The 26,386-nt window shown below is 71.1% G+C and carries 23 protein-coding genes; 13 read left to right on the top strand and 10 right to left on the bottom strand.

The features are described from left to right. Positions 1-207: 207 nt before the first annotated feature. Together sepH and FHR33_RS12820 are read right to left on the bottom strand one after the other, a co-directional pair. Positions 208-2,952 (bottom strand): septation protein SepH, encoded by a 2,745-nt coding sequence (sepH, locus tag FHR33_RS12825; protein WP_183646455.1) that lies wholly within the window; start codon positions 2,950-2,952, stop codon positions 208-210. 165 nt (positions 2,953-3,117) lie between these two features. After that, the gene (locus tag FHR33_RS12820; RefSeq protein WP_183646452.1) at positions 3,118-4,251 is read right to left on the bottom strand and encodes a S8 family serine peptidase; all 1,134 of its coding nucleotides are present in this window, start codon (positions 4,249-4,251) and stop codon (positions 3,118-3,120) included. Between the two features lie 139 nt (positions 4,252-4,390). Here FHR33_RS12820 and FHR33_RS12815 point away from each other — a divergent pair, with 139 nt between their 5' ends. Together FHR33_RS12815 and FHR33_RS12810 are read left to right on the top strand one after the other, a co-directional pair. Continuing rightward, a complete protein-coding gene (locus FHR33_RS12815) occupies positions 4,391-5,206 on the top strand; it encodes a hypothetical protein (RefSeq protein WP_183646449.1) in 816 nt (271 codons plus the stop codon). Positions 5,207-5,215: 9 nt separating this feature from the next. After that, positions 5,216-6,133, top strand: a complete 918-nt coding sequence (locus FHR33_RS12810) for an RNA polymerase sigma-70 factor (RefSeq protein WP_183646446.1) — start codon at positions 5,216-5,218, stop codon at positions 6,131-6,133. On the opposite strand, the gene FHR33_RS12805 is transcribed toward FHR33_RS12810, so the two are convergent. From FHR33_RS12805 to FHR33_RS12795, 3 genes are read right to left on the bottom strand one after another with little or no spacing between them, the layout of a single operon-like run. Then, positions 6,106-7,398, bottom strand: coding sequence for a D-arabinono-1,4-lactone oxidase (locus FHR33_RS12805; RefSeq protein ID WP_183646443.1), 1,293 nt, complete (start codon positions 7,396-7,398; stop codon positions 6,106-6,108). The two genes, FHR33_RS12810 and FHR33_RS12805, sit on opposite strands and share 28 nt — an antisense overlap. Positions 7,399-7,441: 43 nt before the next feature. Continuing rightward, a complete protein-coding gene (locus tag FHR33_RS12800; RefSeq protein ID WP_183646440.1) occupies positions 7,442-8,161 on the bottom strand; it encodes a polysaccharide deacetylase family protein in 720 nt (239 codons plus the stop codon). A 55-nt stretch (positions 8,162-8,216) separates the two neighbouring features. Next, positions 8,217-9,419, bottom strand: a complete 1,203-nt coding sequence (locus tag FHR33_RS12795) for an MFS transporter (RefSeq protein WP_183646437.1) — start codon at positions 9,417-9,419, stop codon at positions 8,217-8,219. Positions 9,420-9,510: 91 nt separating this feature from the next. On the opposite strand from FHR33_RS12795, the gene FHR33_RS12790 reads away from it, so the two are divergent. Then, on the top strand, positions 9,511-10,701 hold the full coding sequence (locus FHR33_RS12790) for a lytic transglycosylase domain-containing protein (protein WP_183646434.1): 1,191 nt from the start codon (positions 9,511-9,513) through the stop codon (positions 10,699-10,701). A 42-nt stretch (positions 10,702-10,743) separates the two neighbouring features. On the opposite strand, the gene FHR33_RS12785 is transcribed toward FHR33_RS12790, so the two are convergent. After that, positions 10,744-11,691: a ferrochelatase gene (locus tag FHR33_RS12785; protein ID WP_183646431.1), complete on the bottom strand. Its 948-nt coding sequence runs from the start codon at positions 11,689-11,691 to the stop codon at positions 10,744-10,746. Between the two features lie 39 nt (positions 11,692-11,730). Here FHR33_RS12785 and FHR33_RS12780 point away from each other — a divergent pair, with 39 nt between their 5' ends. Together FHR33_RS12780 and FHR33_RS12775 are read left to right on the top strand one after the other, a co-directional pair. Continuing rightward, positions 11,731-13,710, top strand: coding sequence for a S9 family peptidase (locus tag FHR33_RS12780; RefSeq protein ID WP_312895501.1), 1,980 nt, complete (start codon positions 11,731-11,733; stop codon positions 13,708-13,710). Further along, entirely contained in the window at positions 13,707-14,510 is an 804-nt protein-coding gene (locus FHR33_RS12775) for an inositol monophosphatase family protein (protein ID WP_183646428.1), read from the top strand. Before FHR33_RS12780 ends, FHR33_RS12775 begins: the two co-directional genes overlap by 4 nt. A gap of 73 nt (positions 14,511-14,583) precedes the next feature. Here the strand turns inward: FHR33_RS12775 and FHR33_RS12770 are convergent, their stop codons facing one another. Beyond that, on the bottom strand, positions 14,584-14,748 hold the full coding sequence (locus FHR33_RS12770; RefSeq protein WP_183646425.1) for a hypothetical protein: 165 nt from the start codon (positions 14,746-14,748) through the stop codon (positions 14,584-14,586). 232 nt (positions 14,749-14,980) lie between these two features. Between FHR33_RS12770 and FHR33_RS12765 the strand changes: the two genes are divergently transcribed. The 4 genes from FHR33_RS12765 (at position 14,981) to FHR33_RS12750 (ending at position 18,389) form a co-directional block, all read left to right on the top strand. After that, positions 14,981-15,634: a response regulator transcription factor gene (locus tag FHR33_RS12765; protein ID WP_183646423.1), complete on the top strand. Its 654-nt coding sequence runs from the start codon at positions 14,981-14,983 to the stop codon at positions 15,632-15,634. Between the two features lie 68 nt (positions 15,635-15,702). Further along, positions 15,703-16,941, top strand: a complete 1,239-nt coding sequence (locus FHR33_RS12760) for a sensor histidine kinase (protein ID WP_246451803.1) — start codon at positions 15,703-15,705, stop codon at positions 16,939-16,941. A 284-nt stretch (positions 16,942-17,225) separates the two neighbouring features. Next, positions 17,226-17,525 (top strand): DUF4193 domain-containing protein, encoded by a 300-nt coding sequence (locus tag FHR33_RS12755; RefSeq protein WP_090929286.1) that lies wholly within the window; start codon positions 17,226-17,228, stop codon positions 17,523-17,525. 51 nt (positions 17,526-17,576) lie between these two features. Further along, positions 17,577-18,389 (top strand): hypothetical protein, encoded by an 813-nt coding sequence (locus FHR33_RS12750; RefSeq protein WP_312895500.1) that lies wholly within the window; start codon positions 17,577-17,579, stop codon positions 18,387-18,389. Between the two features lie 42 nt (positions 18,390-18,431). Here FHR33_RS12750 and FHR33_RS12745 read toward each other — a convergent pair whose 3' ends face one another. Beyond that, positions 18,432-19,028 carry a TetR/AcrR family transcriptional regulator gene (locus FHR33_RS12745; RefSeq protein WP_183646420.1) on the bottom strand — a complete coding sequence of 199 codons (597 nt, stop codon included), beginning with the start codon at positions 19,026-19,028 and terminating at the stop codon, positions 18,432-18,434. A 94-nt stretch (positions 19,029-19,122) separates the two neighbouring features. Then, positions 19,123-19,500, bottom strand: coding sequence for a hydroxyphenylacetyl-CoA thioesterase PaaI (gene paaI, locus FHR33_RS12740; RefSeq protein ID WP_183660038.1), 378 nt, complete (start codon positions 19,498-19,500; stop codon positions 19,123-19,125). A 96-nt stretch (positions 19,501-19,596) separates the two neighbouring features. Here paaI and paaN point away from each other — a divergent pair, with 96 nt between their 5' ends. The 3 genes from paaN to FHR33_RS12725 all read left to right on the top strand — a co-directional run bounded on the left by paaN (position 19,597) and on the right by FHR33_RS12725 (position 23,557). Next, the gene (gene paaN, locus FHR33_RS12735) at positions 19,597-21,243 is read left to right on the top strand and encodes a phenylacetic acid degradation protein PaaN (protein WP_183646417.1); all 1,647 of its coding nucleotides are present in this window, start codon (positions 19,597-19,599) and stop codon (positions 21,241-21,243) included. Between the two features lie 21 nt (positions 21,244-21,264). After that, positions 21,265-22,098 carry a 3-hydroxyacyl-CoA dehydrogenase family protein gene (locus tag FHR33_RS12730; protein ID WP_312895498.1) on the top strand — a complete coding sequence of 278 codons (834 nt, stop codon included), beginning with the start codon at positions 21,265-21,267 and terminating at the stop codon, positions 22,096-22,098. A 70-nt stretch (positions 22,099-22,168) separates the two neighbouring features. Then, positions 22,169-23,557 carry an alpha,alpha-trehalose-phosphate synthase (UDP-forming) gene (locus FHR33_RS12725; RefSeq protein ID WP_183646414.1) on the top strand — a complete coding sequence of 463 codons (1,389 nt, stop codon included), beginning with the start codon at positions 22,169-22,171 and terminating at the stop codon, positions 23,555-23,557. Here the strand turns inward: FHR33_RS12725 and FHR33_RS12720 are convergent. Then, a complete protein-coding gene (locus tag FHR33_RS12720; protein WP_183646411.1) occupies positions 23,538-23,819 on the bottom strand; it encodes a DUF4235 domain-containing protein in 282 nt (93 codons plus the stop codon). The genes FHR33_RS12725 and FHR33_RS12720 overlap by 20 nt on opposite strands. Before the next feature lie 42 nt (positions 23,820-23,861). Between FHR33_RS12720 and valS the strand changes: the two genes are divergently transcribed. Continuing rightward, on the top strand, positions 23,862-26,348 hold the full coding sequence (gene valS, locus FHR33_RS12715; RefSeq protein ID WP_183646409.1) for a valine--tRNA ligase: 2,487 nt from the start codon (positions 23,862-23,864) through the stop codon (positions 26,346-26,348). The last annotated feature ends 38 nt before the right edge of the window (positions 26,349-26,386 follow it).

Here is a 26,386-nt window from a genome sequence, read left to right as displayed (position 1 = left end):
CCGGATCTGGCCGGTTCCGCCGGCAGTCTCTCGGTCAGGCCGATCCTGCGACGGCCTCCCAGGCGTGGCCAGCCCTGGCGGCGGTCCTTCCGGCGTGGTCCGTCGTGGCGGCAGTCCTTTCCGCATGGCCCGTCGTGACGGGTGTGGTCAGTTCTGACGGCGGTCTTTCGGGCGCGGTCGGTCCTGGCGGCGGGTCTTTCGGTGTGGTCAGTCCTGGCGGCGGGCGCCGAACATGATCTCGTCCCAGGTCGGCACCGAGGCCCTGCGGCCTCTGGCGTTCTTCTTGGGCTGGCGCGCGGCCGGCGCGGGCGGCGGCGACGGCACGGGCACAGGGGGCGGGTCGGCGGGCGGCTTCTTGGGGACGGGCGGCCTGGGCTGCTTCTCCTGCGCCGTGTCCTCCTCGGCACTCGGGCGCGCCGCGGGAACCGCGGCGGCCTCCTCCTGTACGGCGGACGCCTTGGCAGCCACGGGCTCCTCGGCCTTCGCCCCCTGCGAGGACACCTCCGCCTCGGTTCCCTGCCGCGACTCTGCGGCGTTCCGCTCTGCGGGCTTCGGCTCCTCGGCCTTCGGCTCTGCGGGCTTGGGCTCCTCGGCCTTCGGCTCTGCGGGCTTGGGCTCCTCGGCCTTCGGCTCTGCGGGCTTGGGCTCCTCGGCCTTCGGCTGCTCGGGCTGGGGGCTCTGTGCGGCCTTCTCGGTCGAGGTCGCCTGCGTGGGCGCCTCGGTCTTGGTCTGAGTGTCGGGCGTCGAGGGCGTCTCGACCGCGTGGGCCTCGACCGGGGGAGCGCCTGCTTTGAGGGGCTCGGCCTTCGGCTCCTCGGGCTTCTCCCGTGGGGCTTCCTTGGGCGCGTCGCTCGCGGTGGCCTGCTCGCCGGCCTTCGTGGTCGGGGCGTCGGCGACGGTCGGCCGGGCCTCCGGCGTGGTGGCGGCGGCCGCCTCGGCCTGCTCGACGGACTCCTGCTCGACGGATGCCTGCTTGGCGGACGCCGTCTCGACAGACGCCTGCTCGGCGGACGTCTGCTCCGAGGCGGCCTGCTCCGTGGCGGTCTTTCCTGCGGTGACGGGTGAGGTGACCGACGTGGGCTCGCCGGTGTCGGCCGGCTTGCCGACCTCGCCGCCCTGACCGGTCTCCTGGGCCGCGACCCTGCCGACGACCTCGGGTGCGGCGTCGGCCTTGGGCGTGGCGCCGGTCTCGGGTGCCGCGCCGGTCGCGGGTGTGGCGGTGGCGCTGGGGCCAGGGGTGCTCTCCACCTCCCGCGCGACGACGGTGTCGGGCGCGGCGACCGACTCGGACTTCGGCGCGGCCACGACCTCGGATGTCGCCTCGGGCGCGACCTTGCGTGCGGCTTCGGGTGCGGCCACCGTCTCGGGCGCGACCTCGGGTGCGGCCCCGACCTCCGGTGCGGCGGCCTGCTCGGGCGCGGCCACGGCCTCGGGTGCGGCGGCCTGCTCGGGCGCGGCCACGGCCTCGGGTGCGGCGGCCTGCTCAGGCGCGGCCACGGCCTCCGGTACGGCGGCCTGCCCGGGTGCGGCCGGAGCCTCCGGTACAGCGGCGGCGTCGGTCGAGGCGACGGGCTTGGAGACGCTCGCGGCCTCGCCTGCCTCGGAAGCCTTGGCAGCCTCAGAGGTGCCGGATGCTTCGGGCGCCCCGGATGCCTCGGGTGCGTCGAAAGCGCCGGAGGTCGTGGGCGCCGCGAGCGCCTCGGATGCCTCGAGGGCCTTGGCAGCCTCGGAGGCTGCGAGCGCCTCAGAGATCTCGGGGGCTGCGGGTGCCTTGGCGGGATCGGTCGCGGCGATCGGCTCGGGCGACACGACGGCTTCGGAAGGGGCTTCCGGCGCGACGCCGTCCGCTGCGGTTGCCGCGACCTCGGGGGTGGGGGGCGGCTCGATGGGAGCGGCGGACGCCATGGGAGGCAACGAAGGTGTCACCTCAGGGGAAGACGCCCTCTCGGTCGAAGACGACGACGAATCTTCGGGCGAACGCGACAAAGCGGGCGACGCAGGCTCGGGGGCAGGGGGCTGGCGGAGTGGGGGCGGGAGGAACGGCGCCGCGGGGGGATCGGCGGTCGTCGCCGACTCGTGGGGCAGGAACGACGGCTCCACCGCGGGCTCGGGAGCGGCGGGTGCGTAGATCGACTCGGGCTCACGCGCGGCGGCCCGCGCCGGCGGCTCGGCCGTACGGGAGAAGCCTGGACTCCAGGCGGGCTCCGGACGGGGGGCCGGCGGCTGCGCGTACGGCGGATCCTGGCGCGAGACCGAGGGGAAGGGCACGGGCGGCTGCATCAACGGCTCAGCCGCCAGCGGCGGCACCGGCTGCAGCTTGGCCACCCGGGGCGCGAACGGCGTGACGATGGTGTCCTCGACCGGCGGGTTCGGGTCGAAGTCGGCCGACGACAGCCGCAGCGACTCGTCGTCGTGCGGGGTCACGTGCCTGCGGCGCGGGTCGAACAGCCACTCGGCGTGCCGGGTGTGACCGTTCCAGACGTAGCCGAGCTTGACCCGCCACAGGCCGTCGTCGCGCTTGGCGGAGTCCCAGTCGATCTCGTCGGCAGGCACGCCGCGGCGGGTGAGCCGCTCGGCGACCAGCTCGCCGAGCGTCGGACCTGGGGCGGACTCGCCGGGCATGCGCACGGCGACGCGCTGCGCCTGCTGGGCCACGTACTCCCTCTCCTGGAGCACGGGGCCCTCGAACCACCGGACCCGCTCGACGGGGATTCCCGCGGTCGCGGCGATCTCCTCCGCGGTCTCCCCGGCGCGTATGCGGGCCTGGATCTCCTTGGGGCGCAACGGACTCTCCACTTCGATCTCGTACTGGCCGAGACGGGAGAAGTTTCCGCGGACGGCAGCGCGGAGCCGGTCGTCCACGGGAAGCGTGAAGCGGGTCCCTCTCCCGGCCGTAGCCAGCACGAGATAGGTGCCGTCCTCGCTCACCGCGACGAGTCGGAGCTCCTGCATGCGAGTCCCTTCGTCAGCGTCGTGCTCAATCTTCCCCCGGACCCTTGAGTCTCTCGCGTGTGCCGGTTGCCTGCCAGCACCGTACCCGGCATGTCCGAACATCGCCTTCATGGGATGGGCCCAGGTCGATGTGACGCCGGTCACATTTGTCGATTCCATCCGGAATTACAGCCCGCCACCGTGCAGCAGGAGGTTAGGTGTCCTCGACGGATTCTGGCGAATCGCGTCGTGCGTCGTTGTGGACTTCAGCCAAGACGCGAGAGTCGATGGGGCCGGGGCCGGATGGGACTCCAGGTGGCGGGCCACCGTACCGGCCGCGAGGGGGGAGCTCACGACGAGCACGCCGGACCTGCGCAGGCGGCGCGCGGCGGCCTCGACGGCGGGGGAGTCCGCGGCGGAGACGGCCAGGACGGCCACGGCGGGACGTCTCGCGTGCCCTCGCACCCAGTCGAGCCCCGCGACCACGTCGGACAGCGGCCCCGAGCCGTCGCAGCCGAGCACCTTGACCGAGGCGACGCGCGCGCCGGGCGCCACGCCGTACCTCCTGCCCGCGACGAGCGCGGCGGCCCTCGTGCCGTGACGGCCACAGGCCCGCTCGCGAGAGCCGGCGATGCCGGGAACGCGCTCACGACCGCCGGTGACGTCCGAGCCCTGCTCGTGACCCCCGGCGGCGGCGCCCTGTCCGCGACCGCCGGTGGTGTCCGGGCGATGCCCGTCACCCCCGGTGGCGGAGCCCCGCGCGCGACCGCCGGTGGTGTCCGGGCGATGCCCGTCACCTCCGGTGGCGGAGCCCTGCCCGTGATGGCCGGCGTCCGGGCCCTGTCCGTGATCGGCGACGGCGTCGGAGGCGCGCCCGCGGGGGCCGGTGGCGTCGAAGGCGCGCCACGCCCTGTCGCCGAACTGCTTGCGGGTGACGTCCACGCCGGTGTCGAGGACGTAGACGGTGACGCCTTCGCCGGCGAGCGAGGGCCTGGACGGCTCGCCCAGCGGGGGCAGGCCGAGCGCGCGGACCTCGCGGTCGGGCTCCACCGATCGCACCCTCGCGTCGGCGCGCAGGGCCGCCGCCTCGTGGTCGGTCAGCCAGGTCGCGAACCCGGGCAGGGCCGAGGTGTAGTAGCGGCGCACGCGCAGGTGACCGTCGGCCAGCAGGGCGCGGGCCTCGGCCCTGCCCGCGGCGGTCACGAGATAGGGGCGCGCGGGCAGGTCGGAGACGGGCGCGGAGGCGGCGGGGGCGATGACGGAGGCCACCACGGGAGCCGCTGTCGTCACGGCCGTCGCCAGGGCCGCGGCGGCGTACACGGAAGGGAGACCGAATCGGCGGGGCACGGCTGTCGAATCTGCCTGTCACGCAGGTCACAGGAACAACAAGACACGCCGCCGCGTCTATTACGAGAAAGCTCTTTACCGAACGCGTGACAAGAGGGGACTGATCCGGGGGATGAGCGGCGAGCAGCCCAGGTTCGAGCTGAGCGTGCCGCAGATCGCAGGGGGAGCACTGGCCGCGGTGACCGCGGCGGTGGCGGCGTCGTACCTCGGGGTGGCGGGGACGTTCGTGGGAGCGGCGGTGGCCAGCATCGCCAGCACCATCGGCGGCGCGGTGTACACGCACTACCTGAAGCGGGCCAACGAGCAGATCAAGCAGCACACGGTGATCGCGTGGAAGGACAGGGAGGACACGGCGCCGATCCACGTGGACGGTGAGGGCGAGCTTGCCACGGCCGTGCAGGCCACCGTCCGCCCGGACGAGCCCCACTCCGACACGCTGGTGATGGCCCCGATCGAGCGGCGCAGGCGGATCCCGTGGGCGCGGCTGCTGGCGGCGGCCGCCCTCGTCTTCACGATCAGCACCGGCGTGATCCTCGCCTACCAGGGCGTGTCGGGTTCACGGGTGGACGAGCAGACGAGGGGCGCGCGCGACGTGCCGGCGGTCGAGCACCACAGGGCGCCCCAGAACGAGCGGGAGGACGACGCGCCCGTCGCGCCGCCCACGTCGAAGAGTCCAGAGGCGCCGAGCCAGACGCCCACCCCCACCCCCACCTCCACCCCTACGCCGACACCGACGCCCAGCGGCACGCCGACACCGGCGCCGACCACCGAGGAGCCCACGGCGACTCCCACTCCTGGCGAGAGCGCTCCGGGCGAGGAGCCCACGGGGAGCGAGGAGCCCACGCAGGACCAGGGCGACAGGGGCCCCGACCCCGATCAGAGCGCTCCCGCGCAGGACCGGCTCGAGAGCGTCCCCGAAGCTCCCTGACTTCGTAGGATGCCGAAGGTGAGCGCACGTGAGGCAGAGGAGTTCGAGAGCTTCAGGCCGCGCCTGTTCTCGCTGGCCTACCGGCTCCTCGGCTCGGCCGCCGAGGCCGAGGACGCGGTGCAGGACGCCTACCTGCGATGGCACGCCGCCGACAGGGCCGCGATCGAGACCCCCGCGGCCTGGCTGACCAGGGTCGTCACGAACCTGTGCCTCAACCGCATGGCCTCGGCCAGGGTCAGGCGCGAGGCCTACGTGGGTCCGTGGCTGCCCGAGCCCGTCATGACCGAGGGCGCGCGGCTCGGGCCGATGGAGAGCGCCGAGCAGCGCGAGGCCGTCTCCATGGCGATGCTGCTGCTCCTCGAACGCCTCACCCCCGCCGAGCGGGCGGCGTTCGTGCTGAGGGAGGCCTTCGGTCACAGCCATCGTGAGATCGCCGCCGTCCTGGAGATCTCCGAGGCCGGCGCGCAGCAGCTCTACCATCGCGCCAGGGAACGGGTCGCCGAGGGCCGTCCGCGCTTCCGCGCCACCCGCGCGGAGGGCCGCGCCATCGCCGAACGTTTCCTGCGCGCCGCGGCGGTCGGCGACCTGCGAAGCCTGGAGTCGCTGCTGGCCGCCGACGTGGCGGCATGGGCCGACGGCGGCGGCAAGTCCACCGCCGCCCGCCGTGTCATCGTGGGCGCGGCCAAGGTCGCCCGCTACCTGGGCTCGTGGGTGGAGAACGGCGCGGCCGAGATCGGCGTCGCCATCGGTGAGATCAACGGCCAGCCCGCCCTGTACGGCGTGGCCGAGGGCCGCCTGCTCGGCGTCATGGTGCTGGAGATCACCGACGGCCTGGTCAGCACGGTCAGGACGGTCGTCAACCCCGACAAGCTCGTCCACATGAGCGCGCGGCTGCGCTCTCAGGGGCCGAGCACGGTGTCCAGGTAGGGGTTGGCGAACAGCCGCGCGGGATCGAGTCTGTCGCGCAGCGTCATGAAGTCGGCGAAGCGCGGATAGACCTTGCCCAGGTAGGCGGCGTCGCGGGTGTGGAGCTTGCCCCAGTGAGGACGCCCGTCCAGGCGGGTCATGATCTCCTCGACGCCCTCGAAGTAGGCGGGGTTCGGGGTCGGCCGGTAGACGTGGCAGGCGATGTAGGCCGACGGCCTGCCGTACGCGGTCGACAGCCACGCCTCGCTCGGCGGCGTCACCCGCACCTCGATGGGGAAGGTGATCTTCCAGTCCATGCGCTCGACGAGGTCGCGGGTCTCCCTCAGCGCCTGGCCGAGACGCTCGCGGGGGACGGCGTACTCCATCTCGAGGAAGCGCACGTCACGGACCGAGGTGAAGATCTTGTAGGAGGTGTTCACCGACTCCGAGTCGCCGAGGAAGGCCGCGGAGACGGCGTTCAGCCGGGGAATGGCGGCGGGAAAGCGGCCGCCCACCCCGCACAGCGCCCCGAACAGGGTGTTCTCCAGGAAGACGTTGTCGAGCCAGTGCTTCAGCGCGGCCGGCGGCCTGGCCGGGCCCGGATGCCGGTTGTTGGTCTTGACCAGGCAGGCGTCGGTGTGCGGCAGCCAGAAGAAGTCGAGGTGCTCGTTGGCCGAGGTCATCGCGTCGAGCCTGTCGAGGATCTCGCTCAGCGGCATCGCTTGGCGCCTGTTGTGCAGCAGGAAGGAGGGCTCCACCCGCAGCGTGACGGCCGTCAGCACGCCCAGCGCGCCGAGCCCGACCCTGGCCGCGTCGAACAGGTCCTCGCCGGGCGCGGCGGTCACGACCGAGCCGTCGGCGAGCACCATCTCCAGCTTGAGCACCTGGTCGGCCAGGCCGCCTGTGTCGCGCCCGGTGCCGTGTGTGCCGGTCTGGATCGCGCCGGCGACGGTCTGCGCGGTGATGTCGCCCATGTTGGCCAGGGCCAGGCCGCGCCTGTCGAGCTCCTCGTTGAGCACGCTGAGCGGGGTGCCTGCCAGGACGCAGACCGAGCTGGAGCCGTTGTCCTTGGTGATGGAGCGGATGCCGGTCAGGCCGTGGGGGCGCAGCATGATCCCGTCGGTGAGGGCCACCCCCGTGAAGGAGTGACCCGTGCCGACCATGCGGACGCGGCGCCCGCTCTCTGCGGCCTCCCGTACGGCCAGCGCCACGTCCTCCACCGAGGACGGGGTGCGTATCTCGGCAGGGGTGCCCGACTGGTTACGGGCCCAGTTCGTGAAGGCCATGCACCCCTCCTGCGAATGACGTTCGGTTAAACGCGAACGATACTCACTTCTCCCAGCCTTCGGGAACGGGGAAGATGTCGCCGGGCTCGAGCTTCTGGTCCTTGATCAGCTCGGAGACGGTCACCAGATGGTAGCCCTTGTTCTGCAGCGTCTTGATGAGCGAGGGCATCGAGTCCACCGTCTGCTTGACCCAGTCGTGCATGAGGACGATGCTGCCCTGCTTGGCCACCGCGAGCGTCTGCTTCTTGATGGCCTCCTCGTTCTTGGACTCCCAGTCGCGCGAGCCGCCCGTCCACAGGATCATCGGCATCCCGAACTCCGCGGCGATGTCGGAGACCTGGAGGTCGGCCATGCCGTACGGCGGGCGCAGCAGCTTGGGCTCGACGCCCGTGACCTGCTTGACGATGTCCTGCGTCTTCTGGATCTCGCTCCGGATGGCCGCCGGACCGATCGTGGTGAAGTTCGGGTGGCTGTAGCTGTGGTTGCCGAGCTCGTGCCCCTCGACCGCCATGCGCTTGGCGAAGGCGGGGCGCGACTTCACGTACTGACCCTCGAGGAAGAAGGTCGCCTTGGCGTTGTGCTTCTTCAGTGTGTCGAGCAGCTCGCCCGCGTACTTGCCCGGCCCGTCGTCGAAGGTCAGGGCGACGCACTTGACCTGCGTGCAGTCGACCTCCTTCTCCTTCGGAGCGGCGGACGCGGCCCCTGGGGTCAGAGTGACGGCAACAACCGCAATAGCCAGAAGTGAAGCAAAATGTCGGGACATAACAGACTTTCCTGTGTGGAGGGTGTGTCTGAGGGGATCTCCCGACCGTAGCGGATCACCCTTTGGCGGGTGAAGGAGCCTCGGGAAGTCTCAGCAAACCCGAACCTCCGATGCCCACGATCGCCGCCAGCAGCGCGCACGCGAGCGAGAAGCCGTAGGCGTTGGAGGCGCCGAACGCCTCGGTGAGCCGTCCGCCCGCCCACGCGCCGACCGCCACGCCGAACCCGATGGAGGTGGAGATCCACGCCATGCCCTCGGTGAGCAGGGACGGGGGCACCAGGCGCTCGGTGAGCGAGAAGCCGGTGATGAGGGTCGGCGAGATCGCCAGCCCCGCGACGAACAGGCCGATCGCCATGACAGGCGCGCTGCCGATGAAGGCGATCGGCAGCAGCCCCACCGCGAACACGATGATCGCCCTGACGAACCTGGTGCGCAGGGAGAGCTGCCACGCGCGCGAACCGAACCACAGGCCCGACACCATCGAACCGCCGGCGAAGGCCGCGAGCAGGAAGCCCGCGGCGCCCTTGACGCCCTGTTCCTCAGCGAAGGCGACGGTGATCAGGTCGACGGAGCCGAAGACCGCGCCGAGCGCGAGGTAGACGCACGACAGCAGGGCGATGGCGGGGATGGTGATCGGGCTGCCGCCGACGTGCCGTACGCCGGTGATGGGAGGTTCGGTGCCGCGCTGCATCGCGAAGACCAGCGAGCCGCCCAGCATGAACACCAGCGCCGCGATCAGCCCCGCGTACGGGTTGATGGCCGTCGCCAGCACCGTCACCATCGCGGGCCCCGTGACGAAGATGACCTCGTCGGCCACCGACTCGAAGGCGAAGGCGGTGTGCAGCTTGGCCGAGCCGCCCAGCAGGTTCGACCAGCGGGCGCGCACCATCGAGCCGAGCGAGACGGAGGTGGCGCCCACGACGAAGCCGGTGGCGTAGAGGGTCCAGTGCGGCAGGCCCCACAGCGCGCACAGCATGAGCGCGACCAGCGCGGCGCCGTTGACGAGGGCGAGCGGCGTGACGACCCTGGCCTGCCCGAACCTGTCGACCAGGCGGCCCGACAGCGGGGCGGCGACGGCGTAGGAGACGTTCGTGGTGGCGGCGACCGCGCCTGCCGTGGCGTACGAGCCGGTGATCATCGAGATGAGGAGGATGATCCCGATGCCCAGCATGGACATCGGCATCCTGCCGATGAATCCCGCGACGACGAATCCCTTAGCCCCGGGCGTGTCGAACAGCCCTCGGTACGGCCCTACCACTGCGTCTCCCCACTCTTCAAGCGCCCAACCTTTACGCACCGTCTGTCCGGACAGCAAGTGATTTTCCGCGCGATCGTCTAACGTGTGCCGAGTGTCTGCTCTTCCCTCTGTCCGCGGGTTCCTGATCGTCACGGCCGTCGTGGTGTCGGTGGGTGCGGCGGGCGCGTTCGCTCTCGTGCTGAACGAGGAGAAGACCCCCGCCTCCGCATCCGCCTCCGCCTCCGCGCCCACCGTCGAGCTCAAGGACGAGACTCCCCGGCTGGAGACGATCGAGCCGGTGCGGCGGTTCGGGCAGGGCGGCCCTGGGGTCACGGTCACCCCGCCGCGCCTGCTGGCCATCGCCCCTGCCACGGTGCCGAAGAAGACCCGCTACGCGCTTTCGCGGCTCAAGCACGTGCAGAAGGTCATCGTGGTCGACGCGGGCTCGGTCAAGGTGGCGGGCACGGCGGTGAACCTGCTGGCGGTCGAGCCGGCGGAGTACCGCTCCTGGACGCCGCAGGCGGTCGCCGACCAGCCCGAGGTGTGGAGCGCGCTGGCCAGGGGCGAGCTGGTCGCCGACACCACCGCCGTGCGCAGGTTCGGCATGGTGCTCGGCGCCTCCTACCAGGTCGACGGCGGGCCCAGGCTGCGGGTGGCGGCCTCGGCCACGCTCGGGCTGCCCGGCGTGGACGGCATCGTCAGCGCCGAGGTCGGCCGCTCGCTCGGCCTGATGCAGGGCGTCGCCGTGCTCCTGCACGGCAAGGAGGGCAAGATCCGCGAGGCGGCCGTGCGCAAGCTGCTGGGCAAGCAGGTCCAGGTGCTTCCGGTCGGCGCCGGCGCCGTCGCCCCGCAGCCCGTGGCGGGACAGCAGCAGGCGGGCAACCAGCAGGCGGGAAGCCCGCAGGCCGACAAGCAGGTCGTACGGCAGGGCAGTTACCTGGAGCTGTACAAGGCCGCCGCCACCCGCTGCCCCGGCCTGTCATGGACGGTGCTGGCCGCGATCGGCCAGGTGGAGAGCTCGCACGGGCGCAACAACGGCCCTTCGAGCGCGGGCGCGCTCGGCCCCATGCAGTTCATGCCCGCCACCTGGAAGGCCTACGGCGTGGACGGCGACGGCGACGGCGTCAAGGACATCTGGAGTCCCTACGACGCCGTGCCGGGCGCCGCCAACTACCTGTGCGCCAACGGCGCGGGACAGGGCGGGCAGAAGCTGCGCAAGGCCGTGTGGTTCTACAACCACTCGTGGGCGTACGTGAACAAGGTCCTCGGGCTCTCGGAGGCCTACGCCCGCACCTACGCCTGACCCCTGCACCCGGTCCCTACGCCCGGTCCCCGCGCCCGGTCCCTACGCCTGGCGCCGCACGGGCGCGGGGCAGCAGGTCAGGGCGCACGGCACCGGCTCGGGCTCGGCCATCAGCTCGCCCACCATCCGCACGAAGGCCGGGTGCGTGCCCGCCGTGGCCGCCCGCTCCAGCGGCAGGCCCAGCTCGGCGGCCAGCTGCCTGGCCTCCACGTCGAGGTCGAAGACGACCTCCATGTGGTCGGAGACGAACCCGATCGGCACCAGCACCACCGCGGGAGCGCTGGTCTTCCTGAGGTGGTCGAGCACGTCGGGCTCCAGCCACGGCACCTGGGGAGGGCCGCTGCGCGACTGCCAGACCAGCTCCCACGGCTGGTCGCGGCCGAGCGCCCTGCTGACCAGCTCGGCCGACCTGCGCAGCTGCGCCTCGTAGAGCCCGCCGGACGGGCCCGCCGTCTCGGCCATCGACACCGGGATGCTGTGCGCGGTGAACACCAGCCTGGCGTCGTCGCGGCCCAGCCTGTCGAGCGCCTGCCTGGTGTGGTCGGCCATCGCGGCGACGAAGCCGGGATGGTCGCCGAAGTGGCGCATCTTGACCAGCTCGGGCCCGCCCTCGACGGAGATGCGCGCGATGTCCTCGTAGTACTGGCGGCAGCTGGAGTACCCGGCGAAGGCGGAGGTGGCGAAGACCGCCGCCTTCCTGACGCCGTCGGCCTTCATCCGGCGCACGGTGTCCTCGCCGAAGGGGTGCCAGTTGCGGTTGCCCCAGTAGATCGGCACGTCCAGCTCGGGCCGCAGCGCCTCGATCAGGTCGCGGTTCTGCCCGTTGATCGGGCTGACCCCGCCGAAGGACTGGTAGTGCTCGGCCACCTCGAGCAGCCGCTCGCGTGGCACCCCTCTGCCCCGCACGACGTTCTCCAGGAACGGCATCACGTCGTCGGGCCCCTCGGGACCGCCGAAGGACAGCAGCAGCAGTGCGTCGTAGTTCCCCACGCTGGTAAGCCTATGGGGGTCAGCATGTAGGTTCGGGACGTGAGCGCATTCAAGGATATTCGTGACTATGTGGCCATCCCTCGAGTCCTTTCGCTGAAGCTGTCGCCGGACGGATCCCGGCTCGTCAGCGCCGTTCAGTCGCTCAATCCCGACGGCAAGTCCTACGGCACCGCGCTGTGGTCGCTGCCGCTGGACGCCGAGCCCTACCGGCTGACGAGGAGCGCCAAGGGAGAGACGGGCACCGAGTTCACCGCGGCGGGTGACGTGCTGTTCACCTCCCGCCGTCCCGACCCCACGGTCAAGGACTCCGACGAGGAGGTGCCCGCGCTCTGGTTGCTGCCGCGCGGCGGCGGCGAGGCGCGGCAGGTCGCCACCCGCCCTGGCGGCATCGGCGCGGCGAGGACGGCAGGCGACGTCGTCGTGTTCGCCTCCGACGTGCTGCCCGGCGACGAGGCCACCGACGAGGAGCGGCGCAAGGCCCGCAAGGACGCGGGCATCAGCGCGATCCTGCACGAGGGTTACCCGGTCCGCTACTGGGACCACGACCTCGGGCCGGGCCGTACCCGCCTGTTCGCGGCCAGGCTGGGCGCCGACCGGCTGGAGGACGTCCGTGACCTGACCCCTGACTCGGGCAGTCACCTCGACGACCACCTGGACTTCGCGCTCACCCCCGACGGCGCGACCGTGGTCACCACGTGGACGGTGCCGCTCGACGCGGGCCGGCAGCGCACCGAGATCGTCGCCATCGACGTGGCCACCGGCGAGCGGCGCACGCTCTTCGCCGCCGCCGACCACGACTTCGAGGGGCCGCTGCGGATCTCGCCCGACGGCGCCCGCGTGGCCTGCTCGCGCAGCCGCCACACCGCGCTCGACGTCTCGGCCCGCTCGGAGCTGTGGATCGGCGAGCTGGCCACCGGCGAGGGCAGGGCCTACGCCGACGACCTGTTCCCCATGGACCTCGCGTGGGCGCCCGACTCGAGCGCCGTCTACCTCGCGGCCGACCACCAGGGCCGCCGTCCCGTCTTCCGGGTGTCCCTCGACGGCGCCTTCGACAGGCTCACCACCGACGACGCCGCCTACCTCGCGCTCAACGCCTCGCCCGACGGCCGCTTCGTCTACGCGCTGCGCAGCGGTTACCACGCCCCCGCCACCCCGGCCAGGATCGACGTGGCCACCGGCGAGGTCGTCGAACTGCCCTCTCCCGCGCCCGCGCTGGAGCTGCCTGGCACGCTCACGGAGATCACGGCGCTGGCCGACGACGGGCAGGAGATCCGCGGCTGGCTGGTGCTGCCGAAGGACGCCTCGGCCGAGAACCCCGCGCCCTTCCTGCTGTGGATCCACGGCGGCCCCGTCTCCTCGTGGAACGACTGGTCCTGGCGCTGGAACCCGTGGATCATGGCGGAGAACGGCTACGCGGTCCTGCTGCCCGACCCCGCGATGTCCACCGGGTACGGCCAGCACATGATCGACCGCGGCTGGGGCGACTGGGGCCCCCGCACGCTGGCCGACCTCGACGCCATCGTCGATCAGACGCTGAAGCTGCCCGAGGTGGACGACACGCGGCTGGCCGCGATGGGCGGCTCCTTCGGCGGCTACATGGCCAACTGGGTGGCCGGCCACTCCGACCGCTACCAGGCGATCGTCACCCACGCCTCGCTGTGGAACCTCGACCAGTTCGCCGGCACCACCGACGCGTCGATGTACTGGCAGCGGGAGTTCGGCGTGCCGGGCTCGGAGCGCTACACCAGGCTCTCGCCGCACGCCGCCCTCGACAAGATCACCACGCCGATGCTGGTCATCCACGGCGACAAGGACTACCGGGTGCCGATCGGCGAGGGCCTGCGCCTGTGGTGGGACCTGCAGCGCAGCAACGTCGACTCCAAGTTCCTCTACTTCCCCGACGAGAACCACTGGGTGCTCAAGCCAGGCAACGCCGTCGCCTGGTACGAGACGGTCCTGGCCTTCCTGGCACAGCACGTGCTCGGCCAGGAGTGGAAGCGGCCGGAGTCGGTGGCGTGACGGACTTCCTCACCCTCGCCGAGGACATCGCCCGCGAGGCGGGGGACATGCTCCTGGCCAAGCGGCCCTCCAACCCCGAGGTCGTGCAGACCAAGTCCAGCCCCACGGACGTGGTCACCGCGCTCGACCGCGCCTCGGAGGAGCTCATCCGCGCCCGCGTCAGGCAGGCCAGGCCGGAGGACATGATCCTCGGCGAGGAAGGCGGCGACACCCCCGGGACCTCGGGGGTGCGCTGGGTAGTCGACCCCATCGACGGCACCGTCAACTTCCTGTACGGCCTGCCCGAGTGGGCGGTCTCCATCGCCGTCGAGGTCGACGGCGAGATCGTCGCGGGAGTGGTCAACGTGGCGCCGCGAGGGGAGCTGTTCAGCGCCTCCCTGGGCGGCGGCGCCGTCCTGCACAAGGACGGCCTCGCGCTCTCGCGCCTGCGCTGCAACAGCGGCGTGCCGCTGGGCCAGGCCCTCGTGGCCACCGGCTTCGGCTACGACGCGACGCGGCGCGCGGTGCAGGGCTCGGTCGTCTCCGCCGTGCTGCCGGCGGTGCGCGACATCAGAAGGGGCGGCTCGTGCGCCATCGACCTGTGCTCGGTGGCGGCGGGCCGGGTGGACGCCTACTACGAGCGCGGGATCAACTACTGGGACTACGCCGCCGCGGGCCTGATCGCCCGCGAGGCGGGGGCCAGGCTCGGCGGGCTCAACGGCAAGGGGCCCGGCAGCGAGTTCACGCTGTGCGCGGCGCAGGGACTGTTCGAGGAGCTGCACGACCTGCTGGTGCCCCTCGGCCCCGAGCGCGACTCCTGAGCGCCAGCCCCTGAGCCACGCGGAGAACGGCCGGAGCCCTCGGGGGCCCCGGCCGTTCTCTCAGGCGTGCGGTTCAGCGCGGCAGGAGGACGCCGTGCTCGTCTGCCAGGCGGCGCAGATCCTCAATCTCGGCGGTGAGGGTGTCGGCGAGGTAGTCGTCGCCGACGGACCTCGCCTCGTCGAGACCCCTCTTGGCCTGGCAGAGGCGGCGTTCGATCGTGGTCGTGAACTCGCCCATCTCACCTTCTCTCTCAGCAACATCACGGGGGGCGCCGGGCGTGCGGTCATAGGGGTTCCAGGGCACGCGGCGATGGGTGTCCCGCGGGTCTACCCACAACGGTGCCGATCCGAAACCTCCGGCTTCGTGTGCCCTGCGTCACGGCCGCTTCGTCGATGGCTTACCGTGCGTTTATCGGGGATGTGGTCAAAATGAGGGCCGGATCCAGAGGTGGGGAGAGGTGCCAGAGGCCGTGCGGGTGCTTGTGGTTGAGGACGAGCGGGTGCTCGCGGACGCGATCGCGACTGGGCTGCGCCGCGAGGCCATGGCCGTGGACGTCGCCTACGACGGCGGAACGGCGCTGGAGAAGACCTCCTACATCGACTACGACGTGATCGTGCTGGACAGGGACCTGCCCGTGGTACACGGCGACGAGGTGGCGCGCAGGCTGGTCTCCGAGCGCAGCGCCTCGCGCATCCTCATGCTGACGGCCGCGGGCGACGTCGACGACAAGGTCGAGGGGCTCGGCCTCGGCGCCGACGACTACCTGGCCAAGCCGTTCGTCTTCATCGAGCTGGTCGCCAGGGTGCGGGCGCTGGGCCGCAGGTCGGCTCCCGCGCTGCCGCCCGTGCTGGAGAGGGCGGGCGTGCGGCTCGACCCCGGCAAGCGGCTGGTGGAGCGCGACGGCAAGGAGATCGTGCTGACCAAGAAGGAGTTCGCGGTCCTCGAGGAGCTGCTGCGCGCCGACGGCGCCGTGGTCAGCCAGGAGGACCTGCTGGACAAGGCGTGGGACGAGAACATCGACCCGTTCACCAACGTCGTGCGCGTCACCATGATGACGCTGCGCAAGAAGCTGGGCGAGCCGCAGGTGATCGAGACCGTTCCGGGAGTGGGATACAAGTTGTGAGCGAGAAGCCGGATCGCCCGGCCGTGCCGACCCATCCGATGATCAGCCCTCACTCGGAGCGGACCAGCATGACGAGGGCGAGGAAGGAACAACCGGACGCAGGGGGAGGCTGGGGAGGGCTGCCTCCCGTCCAGGCCGCCGACGAGGACACGCTCGGCGAGCGGATCAGGGTGATGCGCGACAGGGTGAGCATCAGGTGGCGGCTCACCCTCACCTACGGGGCGCTGTTCTTCATGGCGGGAGCCGTGCTGCTGGTGGCGATGCACCTGATCGTCAGGTCGGTGCTCGACAGCCTCTCCTTCACGCTGAGGCTGCCCGCGGGCTCGCCGCCGTCGCTGGCCGACTGGCTCAACGAGCAGTCGGAGCTGCTGGCCAACAACAACACCAACGCGGTGCTGGAGTACCTCGTCAGGCAGTCGGTGATGGTGCTGATCGGGGTCGGGATCCTGGCGCTGATCCTCGGCTACTTCGTGGCCGACAGGGCGCTGCGCCCCGTCGCGCAGATGACCGCGACGGCGAAGAAGCTCTCCGAGAGCAACCTGGCCCACCAGCGCATCGACCTCAAGGGGCCCCAGGACGAGCTCAAGGAGCTGGCCGACACCTTCGACGCCATGCTGACCAGGCTCAACGTCGCCTTCGACACTCAGCGCAGGTTCGTCGCCAACGCCTCGCACGAGCTGCGCACGCCCCTCACCATCAACAGGACGGTCCTGGAGATCGCCCTGTCCGACCCCGAGGCGTCCGAGGATCTGAAGGCGCTCGGCCGTACCCTCCTCGAGGTCAACGCGCGCAACGAGAAGCTGATCGAGGGTCTGCTGCTGCTGGCGCGCAGCGAGCGGGAGCTCGCCGTGCGCAAGCCCGTGGACGTCAGGGAGGTCGCCCAGACCGCCGTGGAGCAGCTGGCGCCCTTCGCCGCCGAGAGCGGCGTGACCTTCACCGCCGACCTGTCGGCGGCGCCCACGGTGGGGGACCCCGTGCTGCTGGAGCGCTCCATCAGCAACCTGCTGGAGAACGCCGTCAAGTACAACGTGCAAGAAAACGGAAAAGTGTGGATCCGCACGGGAATGGCGGACGGGGCACTGGTTGTTCAGGTGGCCAACACGGGACAGCATGTCCCGGCGTACGAAGTGAACAGCCTGTTCGAGCCCTTCAGGCGGCTCCACGCTGACCGCGTGGACTCGGCGAAGGGATCTGGGCTCGGCCTGTCCATCGTCCGCGCGGTCGTGCAGGCGCACGGCGGAAACGTGGCCGCGGTGCCGCGCGACGGCGGTGGACTTGTCGTGACCATTCGACTCCCTGGGCGGTAGTCCGGCGTGTTGATCTGACGGGGGAGTCTCGTTCACGCCGTACATGTGGTTGGATGTGCCGTCGAACACGGTGGTGCATGCCGCCAATGCTGTGTGTTTCGCCATATTTGGCTAACCACGGGCCGTTGGCAGCACGCCCTTCGTGTAGGGAGGTTCAGTGGCCGTTCCCGCGGGGTACCGATGCACAAATCTCCCTGAAGGAATCGGGCACAAGATGGGCCTCTCGGACGTTAGACACGCGCGACGAGCGCGAAACCATAGATGAGGGGGATGGAGCGAGCACCATGGCTACCGACTACGACAGCCCGCGCAAGACCGATGACGACCTGGGGGAGGACAGCCTCCAGGAACTCCAGGCGCGGCGCACGGACAAGTCATCCGGCAGCATCGACATCGACGAGACCGACCTCGCCGAGTCGCTCGAGCTGCCCGGCGCGGACCTGTCGAACGAGGAGCTGTCCCTGAGGGTGATTCCTCGTCAGGCCGACGAGTTCACCTGTTCACGGTGCTTCCTGGTGCACCACCGCAGCCAGCTGGCCTCCGAGAGGAACGGTCAGCAGGTCTGCAGGGAGTGCGCCGCCTGACGGAGAGGGCAACGCATCGTGTCACCGAAGAAAGAGGAGCGGGACGACTTTGTGAACGACTCTGGACCCGCAGAGTCTCCCGCTGCCTCCGCCGAGGAGAAGGACCCGAACGAAGAGGTCGGCGAGCTCGTCGGACGTCTGGTCCAGGCGGACGAGCTCGAGGGCGGCGAGCGGCGCAGGCTGCTCGGCCGCCTGACCAAGGCCCTGGCCGACGGAGGCAGGAAGGCGGGCGCCTCAGGAGTGGGCAGGGGCCGCTGGCTGGCTGACGTCTTCCTCAGCATCGCGCCCAGAATTCCGATCAGGGACCTGGCCACCCTCTCCGAGCACCACCACGGCCTCACCGGCGAGCAGCTCGCCGACGACCTGGTCCGCACCGCGCAGAAGGCCACGATGACGGTCGGCGCGATCGGCGGGGCCCTGGCCGCCGCCGAGTTCGCCGCCCCGCCCCTGCTGCTGTCGGCGCCGGCCCAGCTCGTGGCCGAGACCATCGTCGTGGCCGCCGTCGAGGTCAAGCTCCTGGCGGAGCTGCACGCGGTCTACGGCATCGACGTGCCCGGCACGGGAACGCAGCGGGCCGTGGCGTTCGCCGCCGCCTGGTCCAAGCAGCGCGGCATCGATCCGCTGGCGCCCGCCTCAGTCACGCTCGCTCTGGGCGCCGCGACCAAGACCGCGCTGCGCAACAGGCTCATGAGAACTCTCGGACGGCACCTGACGACCCTCGGCCCGTTCCTGACCGGCGCGGTGGCCGGCGGCATGCTCAACAGGGCCGCGACCAAGAAGCTCGGCGAGGCGGTGCGCGCGGACCTGCGCATCAAGCGGCCCGCCCTGCCCCGCCCCGCCGGGTCGGCCGAGCTCGAGAGCTGACGTGTCCGGGCGGCGGGCCCTCCCCCGGCCCGCCGCCCGAACTCAGCGCGTGCGGAGGCCGTCGAAGGCGATCTTGACGATGGCGTCGGCGAGATCCTCCGCCGACCCGCCGCGCGAGGGCTGGTACCACTCGGTGATCGAGTTGACGGCGCCGAACAGCAGCCGCGTCACGAGCGCGGGGTCCACGTCGGGCCTGACGTGCCCCTCGGCCGCCGCCTCCTTCACCAGGCCGCTGACGAACCTGTCGAACTGCCTGCGCCGCTCCAGCGCGTGCTGCTCGGTGGCGCTGTTTCCGCGCACCCGCAGCAGCAGCGTCACGTACGGCAGGCGCTCCACGAGGATCGACACACTGCGCCGTACCACCCACTCCAGCCTGGCGATGGCGGGGCCCGAGGTGGCCATGCTGTCGTCGACCATGCTGAACAGTCCGTCGAGCGCCCTGTCCAGGGCCCGTGCCAGCAGCTGCTCCTTGCCGGGAACGTGGTAGTAGATCGCCGACTTGGTCATGCCGAGCGCGCGGGCGAGGTCCTCCATGCTCGTGCCGTCGTACCCGCGCTCGTTGAAGACCGCCACAGCCGTGTGCAGCACGGACTCGGGGTCGTGCCCTCGCCCGCGCTGACGGGCCGGAGTGGTGGTCATGTGGTCGATTATCCCGAAGGTCCGCCATGCGCTGGAGCGTGCCCGCCGACCTGGGGCCGCTCCAGCCGGAGGGCGGCGAGCTCGTCCGGTGACGTCATGGACCCTCCCTCAAGGTACGGCTGCGCCCGCGGAACTCCGCGACCACCCGCTCGTCCTCTCCCCGCACAGTGATGTCGTAGACGCCGCTGCGCCCGAAGCGGGTGCGCTCACGGGCCGAGGCCGTCAGCACCTCGCCCTCCCTCGCGGGGGAGACGAAGACGATCTCCGCGCCCGCCGCCACGGTGACGGGCCCGTGGCTGTTGCACGCGCACGCGAAGGCGGTGTCGGCCAGGAGGAAGACGTATCCGCCGTGACACAGGCCGTGTCCGTTGATCATCGCAGGGGTAACCGTCATGCGGCAGTCGGCGGCCCCTTCGGCCAGCTCGGTCAGCTCGATGCCCAGCGCGGCCGAGGCCGCGTCGTCGGCCATCATCCGACGCGCGCCTTCCACGGATGTCTCCCTTGTCAGCTGACCGAATGTTCGGTAAACACATCATCGTCGGCGGGTCCTGTCAAGGGAGGGACAACCATGTTCGACCAGCACGAACAGACGCTGTCGAGGGCCATGGAGGCGATCGCCGAACGCGGCTACTGGAGCGCCTACCCCGAGTCCCCGAGCCCCCGCGTGTACGGCGAGGGCGCGGCCGAACGGGGCAAGGAGGCCTTCGAGTCCTACCTCGGCAAGCCTTTCCCTCTCGACCAGCACGGCACCGGTCACTGGATCGGCGCCGAACGCTCGCCGTACGGCATGGAGCTCGGGATCACCTACCCCGAGCCCTCGCCCGAGCAACTCGTGGAGCTGGCCAAGGCGGCCATGCCCGCGTGGCGCGACGCGGGCCCGAAGGCGCGGGCGCTGGTCTGCGCGGAGATCCTGCACCGGATCAACCAGCGCAGCTTCGAGATCGCCAACGCCGTCCAGCACACCACGGGACAGGCGTTCGTCATGGCCTTCCAGGCCGGCGGCCCCCACGCGCAGGACCGCGGCCTCGAGGCCGTCGCCTACGGCCTGGCCGCGATGACCGCCGCCCAGCCCTCGGCGCGCTGGGAGAAGCCCGCCAAGGGCGAGCCGCTGGTGATGTCGAAGAAGTTCACCGTCGTGCCGCGCGGCGTCGGCCTGGTGATCGGCTGCAACACCTTCCCCACCTGGAACGCCTACCCCGGCCTGTTCGCCTCGCTGGTCACGGGCAACCCCGTCGTCGTCAAGCCGCACCCAGGCGCCGTCCTGCCGCTCGCGATCACCGTCGCCATCGCCCGCGAGGTGCTGGCGGAGGCGGGCTTCGACCCCGATCTCGTCACGCTCGCCGCCGAGGAGGGGCAGGGCCTGGCCACCCAGCTGGCCACCCACCCCGACGTGCGCATCGTCGACTTCACCGGCTCCACCGAGTACGGCGACTGGCTGGAGCGCAACGCCACCCAGGCGCTCGTGCACACCGAGAAGGCGGGGGTCAACACGATCGTCGTCGACTCCACCGACGCCTACAAGGGCATGCTCGGCAACATCGCCTTCTCGCTGTCGCTCTACAGCGGCCAGATGTGCACCGCGCCGCAGAACATCCTCATCCCCTCCGAGGGCATCGCGACCGACGTGGGGCACAAGAGCTTCTCCGAGGTGGCGGCCGATCTGGCCGCGGCCGTCGGCAGGCTGCTGGGCGACGACGCGCGGGCGGTCGAGCTGACGGGGGCGATCGTCAACGCGGGCGTGCTCGAGCGGCTCGAGGCCGCCCCCTCGCTCGGCGAGGTCGTGCTCGAGTCCAGGGCGGTGGCGCATCCCTCCTTCCCCGGCGCGACGGTGCGGACCCCGGTGATCGTCGAGCTGCCCGCCGAGCGCGAGGACGTCTACGGGCGCGAGCACTTCGGCCCCATCGCCTTCGTGGTCGCCACGGCCTCGACCGACGACTCGCTCCAGGTGCTCAGGCGGACGATCGCCGGCCGCGGGGCGCTGACCGCCTCGGTCTACTCCACCTCCGAGCAGGTGCTGGAGTCGGCGGAGAGGACGGCGCTCGAGGCGGGGGTGAACCTGTCGTGCAACCTGACCGGCGGCGTCTTCGTCAACCAGTCGGCCGCCTTCAGCGACTACCACGGCACAGGGGCCAATCCGGCCGCGACCGCCTCGCTCACCGATCCCGGCTTCGTGGCAGGGCGCTTCCACCTCGTCCAGTCGCGCCGTCACGCCTGACGTCCGAGCCCTGAGGAGGCGGTGAGCGTGCGGGTCGCGGTGATCGGCGGCGGGCGGATGGGGGCGGGCATCGCCCAGGTCTTCCTGGCCGAGGGCGCCTGGGTGAGCGTGCAGGAGGCCGGCGAGGAGGCGGCGAGGGCGGCGGAGGGGCGCATCGCCAAGGGGCTCAGGACGGCCGAGGCCAGGCGGCCTGACGTACGGGCCGATGAGGCGCTGCGACGGCTCAGCCTGGGGCCCGTGCCGGAGACCGCGGAGCTGGTGATCGAGGCGGTGCCCGAGGATCCCGCGCTCAAGGCCGAGGTGCTGGCTCAGGCCGAGGCGCGCATGGGGCCGCAGGCCGTCCTTGCCACCAACACCAGCTCCCTGTCGATCACCGAGCTGTCGGCGGCCCTGCGCGGCCCGCACCGGCTGATCGGGCTGCACTTCTTCAACCCCGTCCCCGTCCAGCGTCTGGTCGAGATCGTCGTCACCCCGCACACCCCGCCCGAGGTGCTCGGCAGGGCGAGGAGATACGTCGAGGCGCTGGGCAAGACGGGGGTGGTGGTCAACGACTCGCCCGGCTTCGCCACCAGCCGCCTGGGCGTGCTGGTCGGTCTCGAGGCCATCCGCATGGTGCAGGAGGGCGTGGCCGGCGCCGAGGACATCGACACCGCCATGACCCTCGGCTACGGCCACCCCATGGGCCCGCTCAAGCTCGGCGACCTGGTCGGCCTCGACGTGCGGCTGGCCATCGCCGAGTACCTCCACGCCAGGCTCGGCCCCCGCTTCGAGCCCCCTGTCCTGCTGCGCGAGATGGTCGCGAGGGGAGAGCTGGGCCGTAAGAGCGGTAAGGGATTCTACGTCTGGGATAGCTGACCGGTTTGTGTTTGTTTGCGCACTCCACGGGTAAATGACAACGGACTTTCGACATCCCTGGAGGACATAGGTGGCCGCCCGAAGCTCGTTCCTGATCGTCGCGAACCGCTTGCCGGTGGACAGGAGCCTGCAACCGGATGGCACCGCCTCCTGGCGCAGGAGTCCGGGCGGGCTCGTCACCGCCATAGCCCCGGTGATGCAGCGCCGCCACGGCGCGTGGCTGGGCTGGCACGGCGCCCCCGACGAGGAGCTGGGCCCCTTCGAGCAGGACGGCATGAACCTCATCCCCGTCCCGCTGTCGGAGCAGGAGGTCCAGCTCTACTACGAGGGCTTCTCCAACGCCACGCTCTGGCCGCTCTACCACGACGTGGTCGCCCCGCCGGTCTTCGAGCGCCACATGTGGGACGCCTACCGCAAGGTCAACGAGCGCTTCGCCGACGCCGCGGCCGAGGCCGCCGACGAGGGCGCCGTGGTCTGGGTGCAGGACTACCAGCTGCAGCTCGTGCCGGCCATGCTCCGCAAGCGCCGTCCCGACCTGCGCATCGGCTTCTTCCTGCACATCCCCTTCCCGCCCGTCGAGCTGTTCTGGCGCCTGCCGTGGCGCACGGAGCTGGTCGAGGGCCTGCTCGGCGCCGACCTGGTCGGCTTCCAGCGGCCGGGGGGCGCCTCCAACTTCATCAGGCTCTGCCGCCGCCTGCTCGGACTGTCCTACAAGGGCAACGAGGTCTACACCGGCGACGGCCGCTCGGTCACCGCGCAGGCCTTCCCGATCTCCGTCGACTTCTCCGAGCTCGACAACCTGGTACGCGAGCCGCACATCGTGCAGCGCGCCAAGGAGATCCGCTCCGACCTCGGCGACCCCGAGCACGTCCTGCTGGGCGTCGACAGGCTCGACTACACCAAGGGCATCGGCCAGCGCCTGGAGGCCTTCGGCGAGCTGCTGGCCGAGGGAAGGCTGAACGCCAGCGAGGCGGTCTTCATCCAGATCGCCACCCCGAGCAGGGAGCGGGTCGAGGAGTACCGCAGGCTGCGCGACGACATCGAGCTGCAGGTCGGCAGGATCAACGGCGAGCACTCGATGCTCGGCCACCAGCCGATCCAGTACTTCCACCAGTCGTACGACCGCGAGGAGCTGGCCGCGCTCTACCTGGCCGCCGACGTGATGGTCGTGACACCGCTGCGCGACGGCATGAACCTGGTGGCCAAGGAGTACGTCGCCTGCCACAACGACCTGCGAGGCGCCCTGGTGCTCAGCGAGTTCGCCGGGGCCGCCGACGAGCTGCGGCAGTCGTACCTGGTCAACCCCTACGACGTGGAGGGGCTCAAGCGGACGATGCTCGCGGCCATGCGGGCCACGCCGCACGAGGTGGCCAGGCGGATGCGCACGATGCGCCGCCGGGTCTCGACCTACGACGTGGACCGCTGGGCCAGCGAGTTCCTCACCGCGTTGGAGTCTTGAGCGCCTTCCAGGCGAGGTAGCGCTTCTTGGCGGTCTTGTTCACCACGATCTGGGCCACCTGCATGCCCACGCCCATCAGCACCGCGTAGCCGATCGCCTCGGCCATGCCGACCTCGTCGGAGTCGGTGTCGATGGGCGGCTCCTTGCCCGTGATCTTCACCCACGCGATCCCGAGCACCTTCTTGGCCGCCCATGCGGTGCCGAGACCGACCAGGCCGCCGATCACGCGCCAGGCGATGTCCGGCTTCTCCTCTGTCTTCATGTGTGCAACCCTATTCGTCTTCGACGCGTACCATTTAGAGGCATGACTCAGCGATCACGCCGTGCGCCCATGCCCGAGAAACCCTCTCTCGACGGCCTGGAGCAGGTATGGGTAGAGCGCTGGGAAGCCGACGCCGTCTACCGGTTCGACCGCTCGAGGACGCGCGAGCAGATCTACTCGATCGACACCCCGCCTCCGACCGTCTCCGGCTCGCTCCACGTCGGCCACGTCTTCTCCTACACCCACACCGACACCATCGCCCGTTTCCAGCGCATGCGGGGGCGCGAGGTCTTCTACCCGATGGGTTGGGACGATAACGGACTGCCGACAGAACGCAGGGTCCAGAACCACTTCGGCGTGCGCGGCGACGCCTCCGTGCCGTACGACCCCGCCTTCGAGCCGCCCGACAAACCGGGCAAGCAGCAGATCTCGATCTCGCGGCGCAACTTCATCGAGCTGTGCGAACGGCTCACGATCGAGGACGAGAAGGCCTTCGAGCAGCTGTGGCGGCGCCTCGGCCTGTCGGTCGACTGGACACTGACCTACGCCACCATCGACGGCGCCTCGCGGGCCACCTCGCAACGCGCCTTCCTGCGCAACCTGGCCAGGGGCGAGGCCTACCAGGCCGAGGCGCCGACGCTGTGGGACGTCACCTTCCGCACCGCCGTGGCCCAGGCCGAGCTGGAGGACAGGGAGTGGCCTGGCGCCTTCCACCGCGTCTCCTTCTACGGCGACCACGGTCCGGTCTGGATCGAGACCACCAGGCCCGAGCTCATCCCCGCCTGCGTCGCTCTGGTGGCCCACCCCGACGACGAGCGCTACCAGCGCCTGTTCGGCACCACCGTGCTGACGCCGCTGTTCGGCGTCGAGGTGCCCGTCGTGGCCCATCACCTGGCCGAGCCCGACAAGGGCTCGGGCATCGCGATGATCTGCACCTTCGGCGACCTGACCGACGTCACGTGGTGGCGCGAGCTCGGCCTGCCCGCCAGGCCCGTCATGGGCTGGGACGGCAGGCTGCTGCCCGACGCGCCCGAAGGGGTGGAGCCCGAGCCGTACAAGGAGCTGGCGGGCAAGACCGTCCACAGCGCCCGCGAGCGGATCGTGGAGATGCTGCGCGAGTCCGGCGACCTCGACGGCGAGCCGCGCCCCGTGACCAGGCCGGTGAAGTTCTACGAGAAGGGCGACAAGCCCCTCGAGATCGTCACCACCAGGCAGTGGTACCTGCGCAACGGCGGGCGCGACGCCGAGCTGCGCGAGCGGCTGCTCCAGCGCGGCGCCGAGCTCGAATGGCACCCCGCCCACATGCGGGTGCGCTACGAGAACTGGGTCAAGGGACTGGCGGGCGACTGGCTGATCTCCCGCCAGCGCTTCTTCGGCGTGCCGTTCCCCGTCTGGTACGAGGTCGACACAGGGGCGCTCATCCTGCCCACCGACGACATGCTGCCCGTCGACCCCTCCTCCGACGTGCCGCCCGGCTACACCGAGCAGCAGCGCGGGGTGCCAGGCGGCTTCGTCGGCGACACCGACGTCATGGACACCTGGGCCACCTCCTCGCTCTCGCCCGAGATCGTCGGCGGCTGGAGGGACGATCCCGACCTGTTCGGCCGCGTCTTCCCGATGGACCTGCGCCCGCAGGCCCACGAGATCATCCGCACGTGGTTGTTCTCCACCGTGGTCCGCGCCCACCAGGAGTTCGACTCGCTGCCCTTCCGCAACGTGGCGATCTCCGGCTGGATCCTCGACCCCGACCGCAAGAAGATGTCCAAGTCCAAGGGCAACGCCACCACGCCGATGGCGATGCTCGAGGAGTACGGCTCCGACGCGGTCCGCTACTGGGCCGCGGGCGGCCGGCCCGGCACCGACACCACCTTCGACACCGGTCAGATGAAGATCGGCCGTCGCCTGGCGATCAAGATCCTCAACGCGTCGAAGTTCGTGCTGGGCTTCCCCGAGGGAGAGGCAGAGGTCACCCAGCCGCTCGACCTGTCGATGCTGTCGGCGCTGGCGCAGACGGTGCGCGAGGCGACCGAGGCGTTCGAGGGATACGACTACGCCAGGGCGCTGGAGGTGGCCGAGCGCTTCTTCTGGTCCTTCTGCGACGACTACCTCGAGCTGGTCAAGGCCCGCGCCTACGACAGCGACGCGGCGGCCTCCTCGGCCCACGCGGCGCTGCGGCGCGCCCTCGACGTGCAGCTGCGGCTGTTCGCGCCGTTCCTGCCGTTCGTGACCGAAGAGGTGTGGTCGTGGTGGCGCGAGGGCTCGGTGCACCGCGCCGCCTGGCCGTCGGCGGAGGCGGGGCAGGGCGACCCCGCGCTGCTCGCGGTCGTCTCCGAGGTGCTGAGGCAGGTCCGCAAGGCCAAGTCGGAGGCCAAGGTGTCGATGCGCGCCGAGATCGCCAGGCTGACCGTCCGCGGCCCGCAGGCCGAGCTGGTCCACCAGGGCGCCGACGACCTGTGCGGGTCGGGCAACGTCGACGAGTTCGTGCTGGAGCAGGGCGAGGAGCTGACCGTCTCGGTCGAGCTGGCCTGATCGCGTGGGGGTACGGCCAGGTCGTACCCCCACTCGAT

Origin of the sequence: Nonomuraea dietziae (genome assembly GCF_014195505.1) — a bacterium.
In the GTDB taxonomy this organism is placed as follows: domain Bacteria; phylum Actinomycetota; class Actinomycetes; order Streptosporangiales; family Streptosporangiaceae; genus Nonomuraea; species Nonomuraea roseola.
The sequence above is the reverse complement of the archived record's forward strand: the minus strand, read 5'-3'. Positions and strand labels throughout refer to the sequence as shown.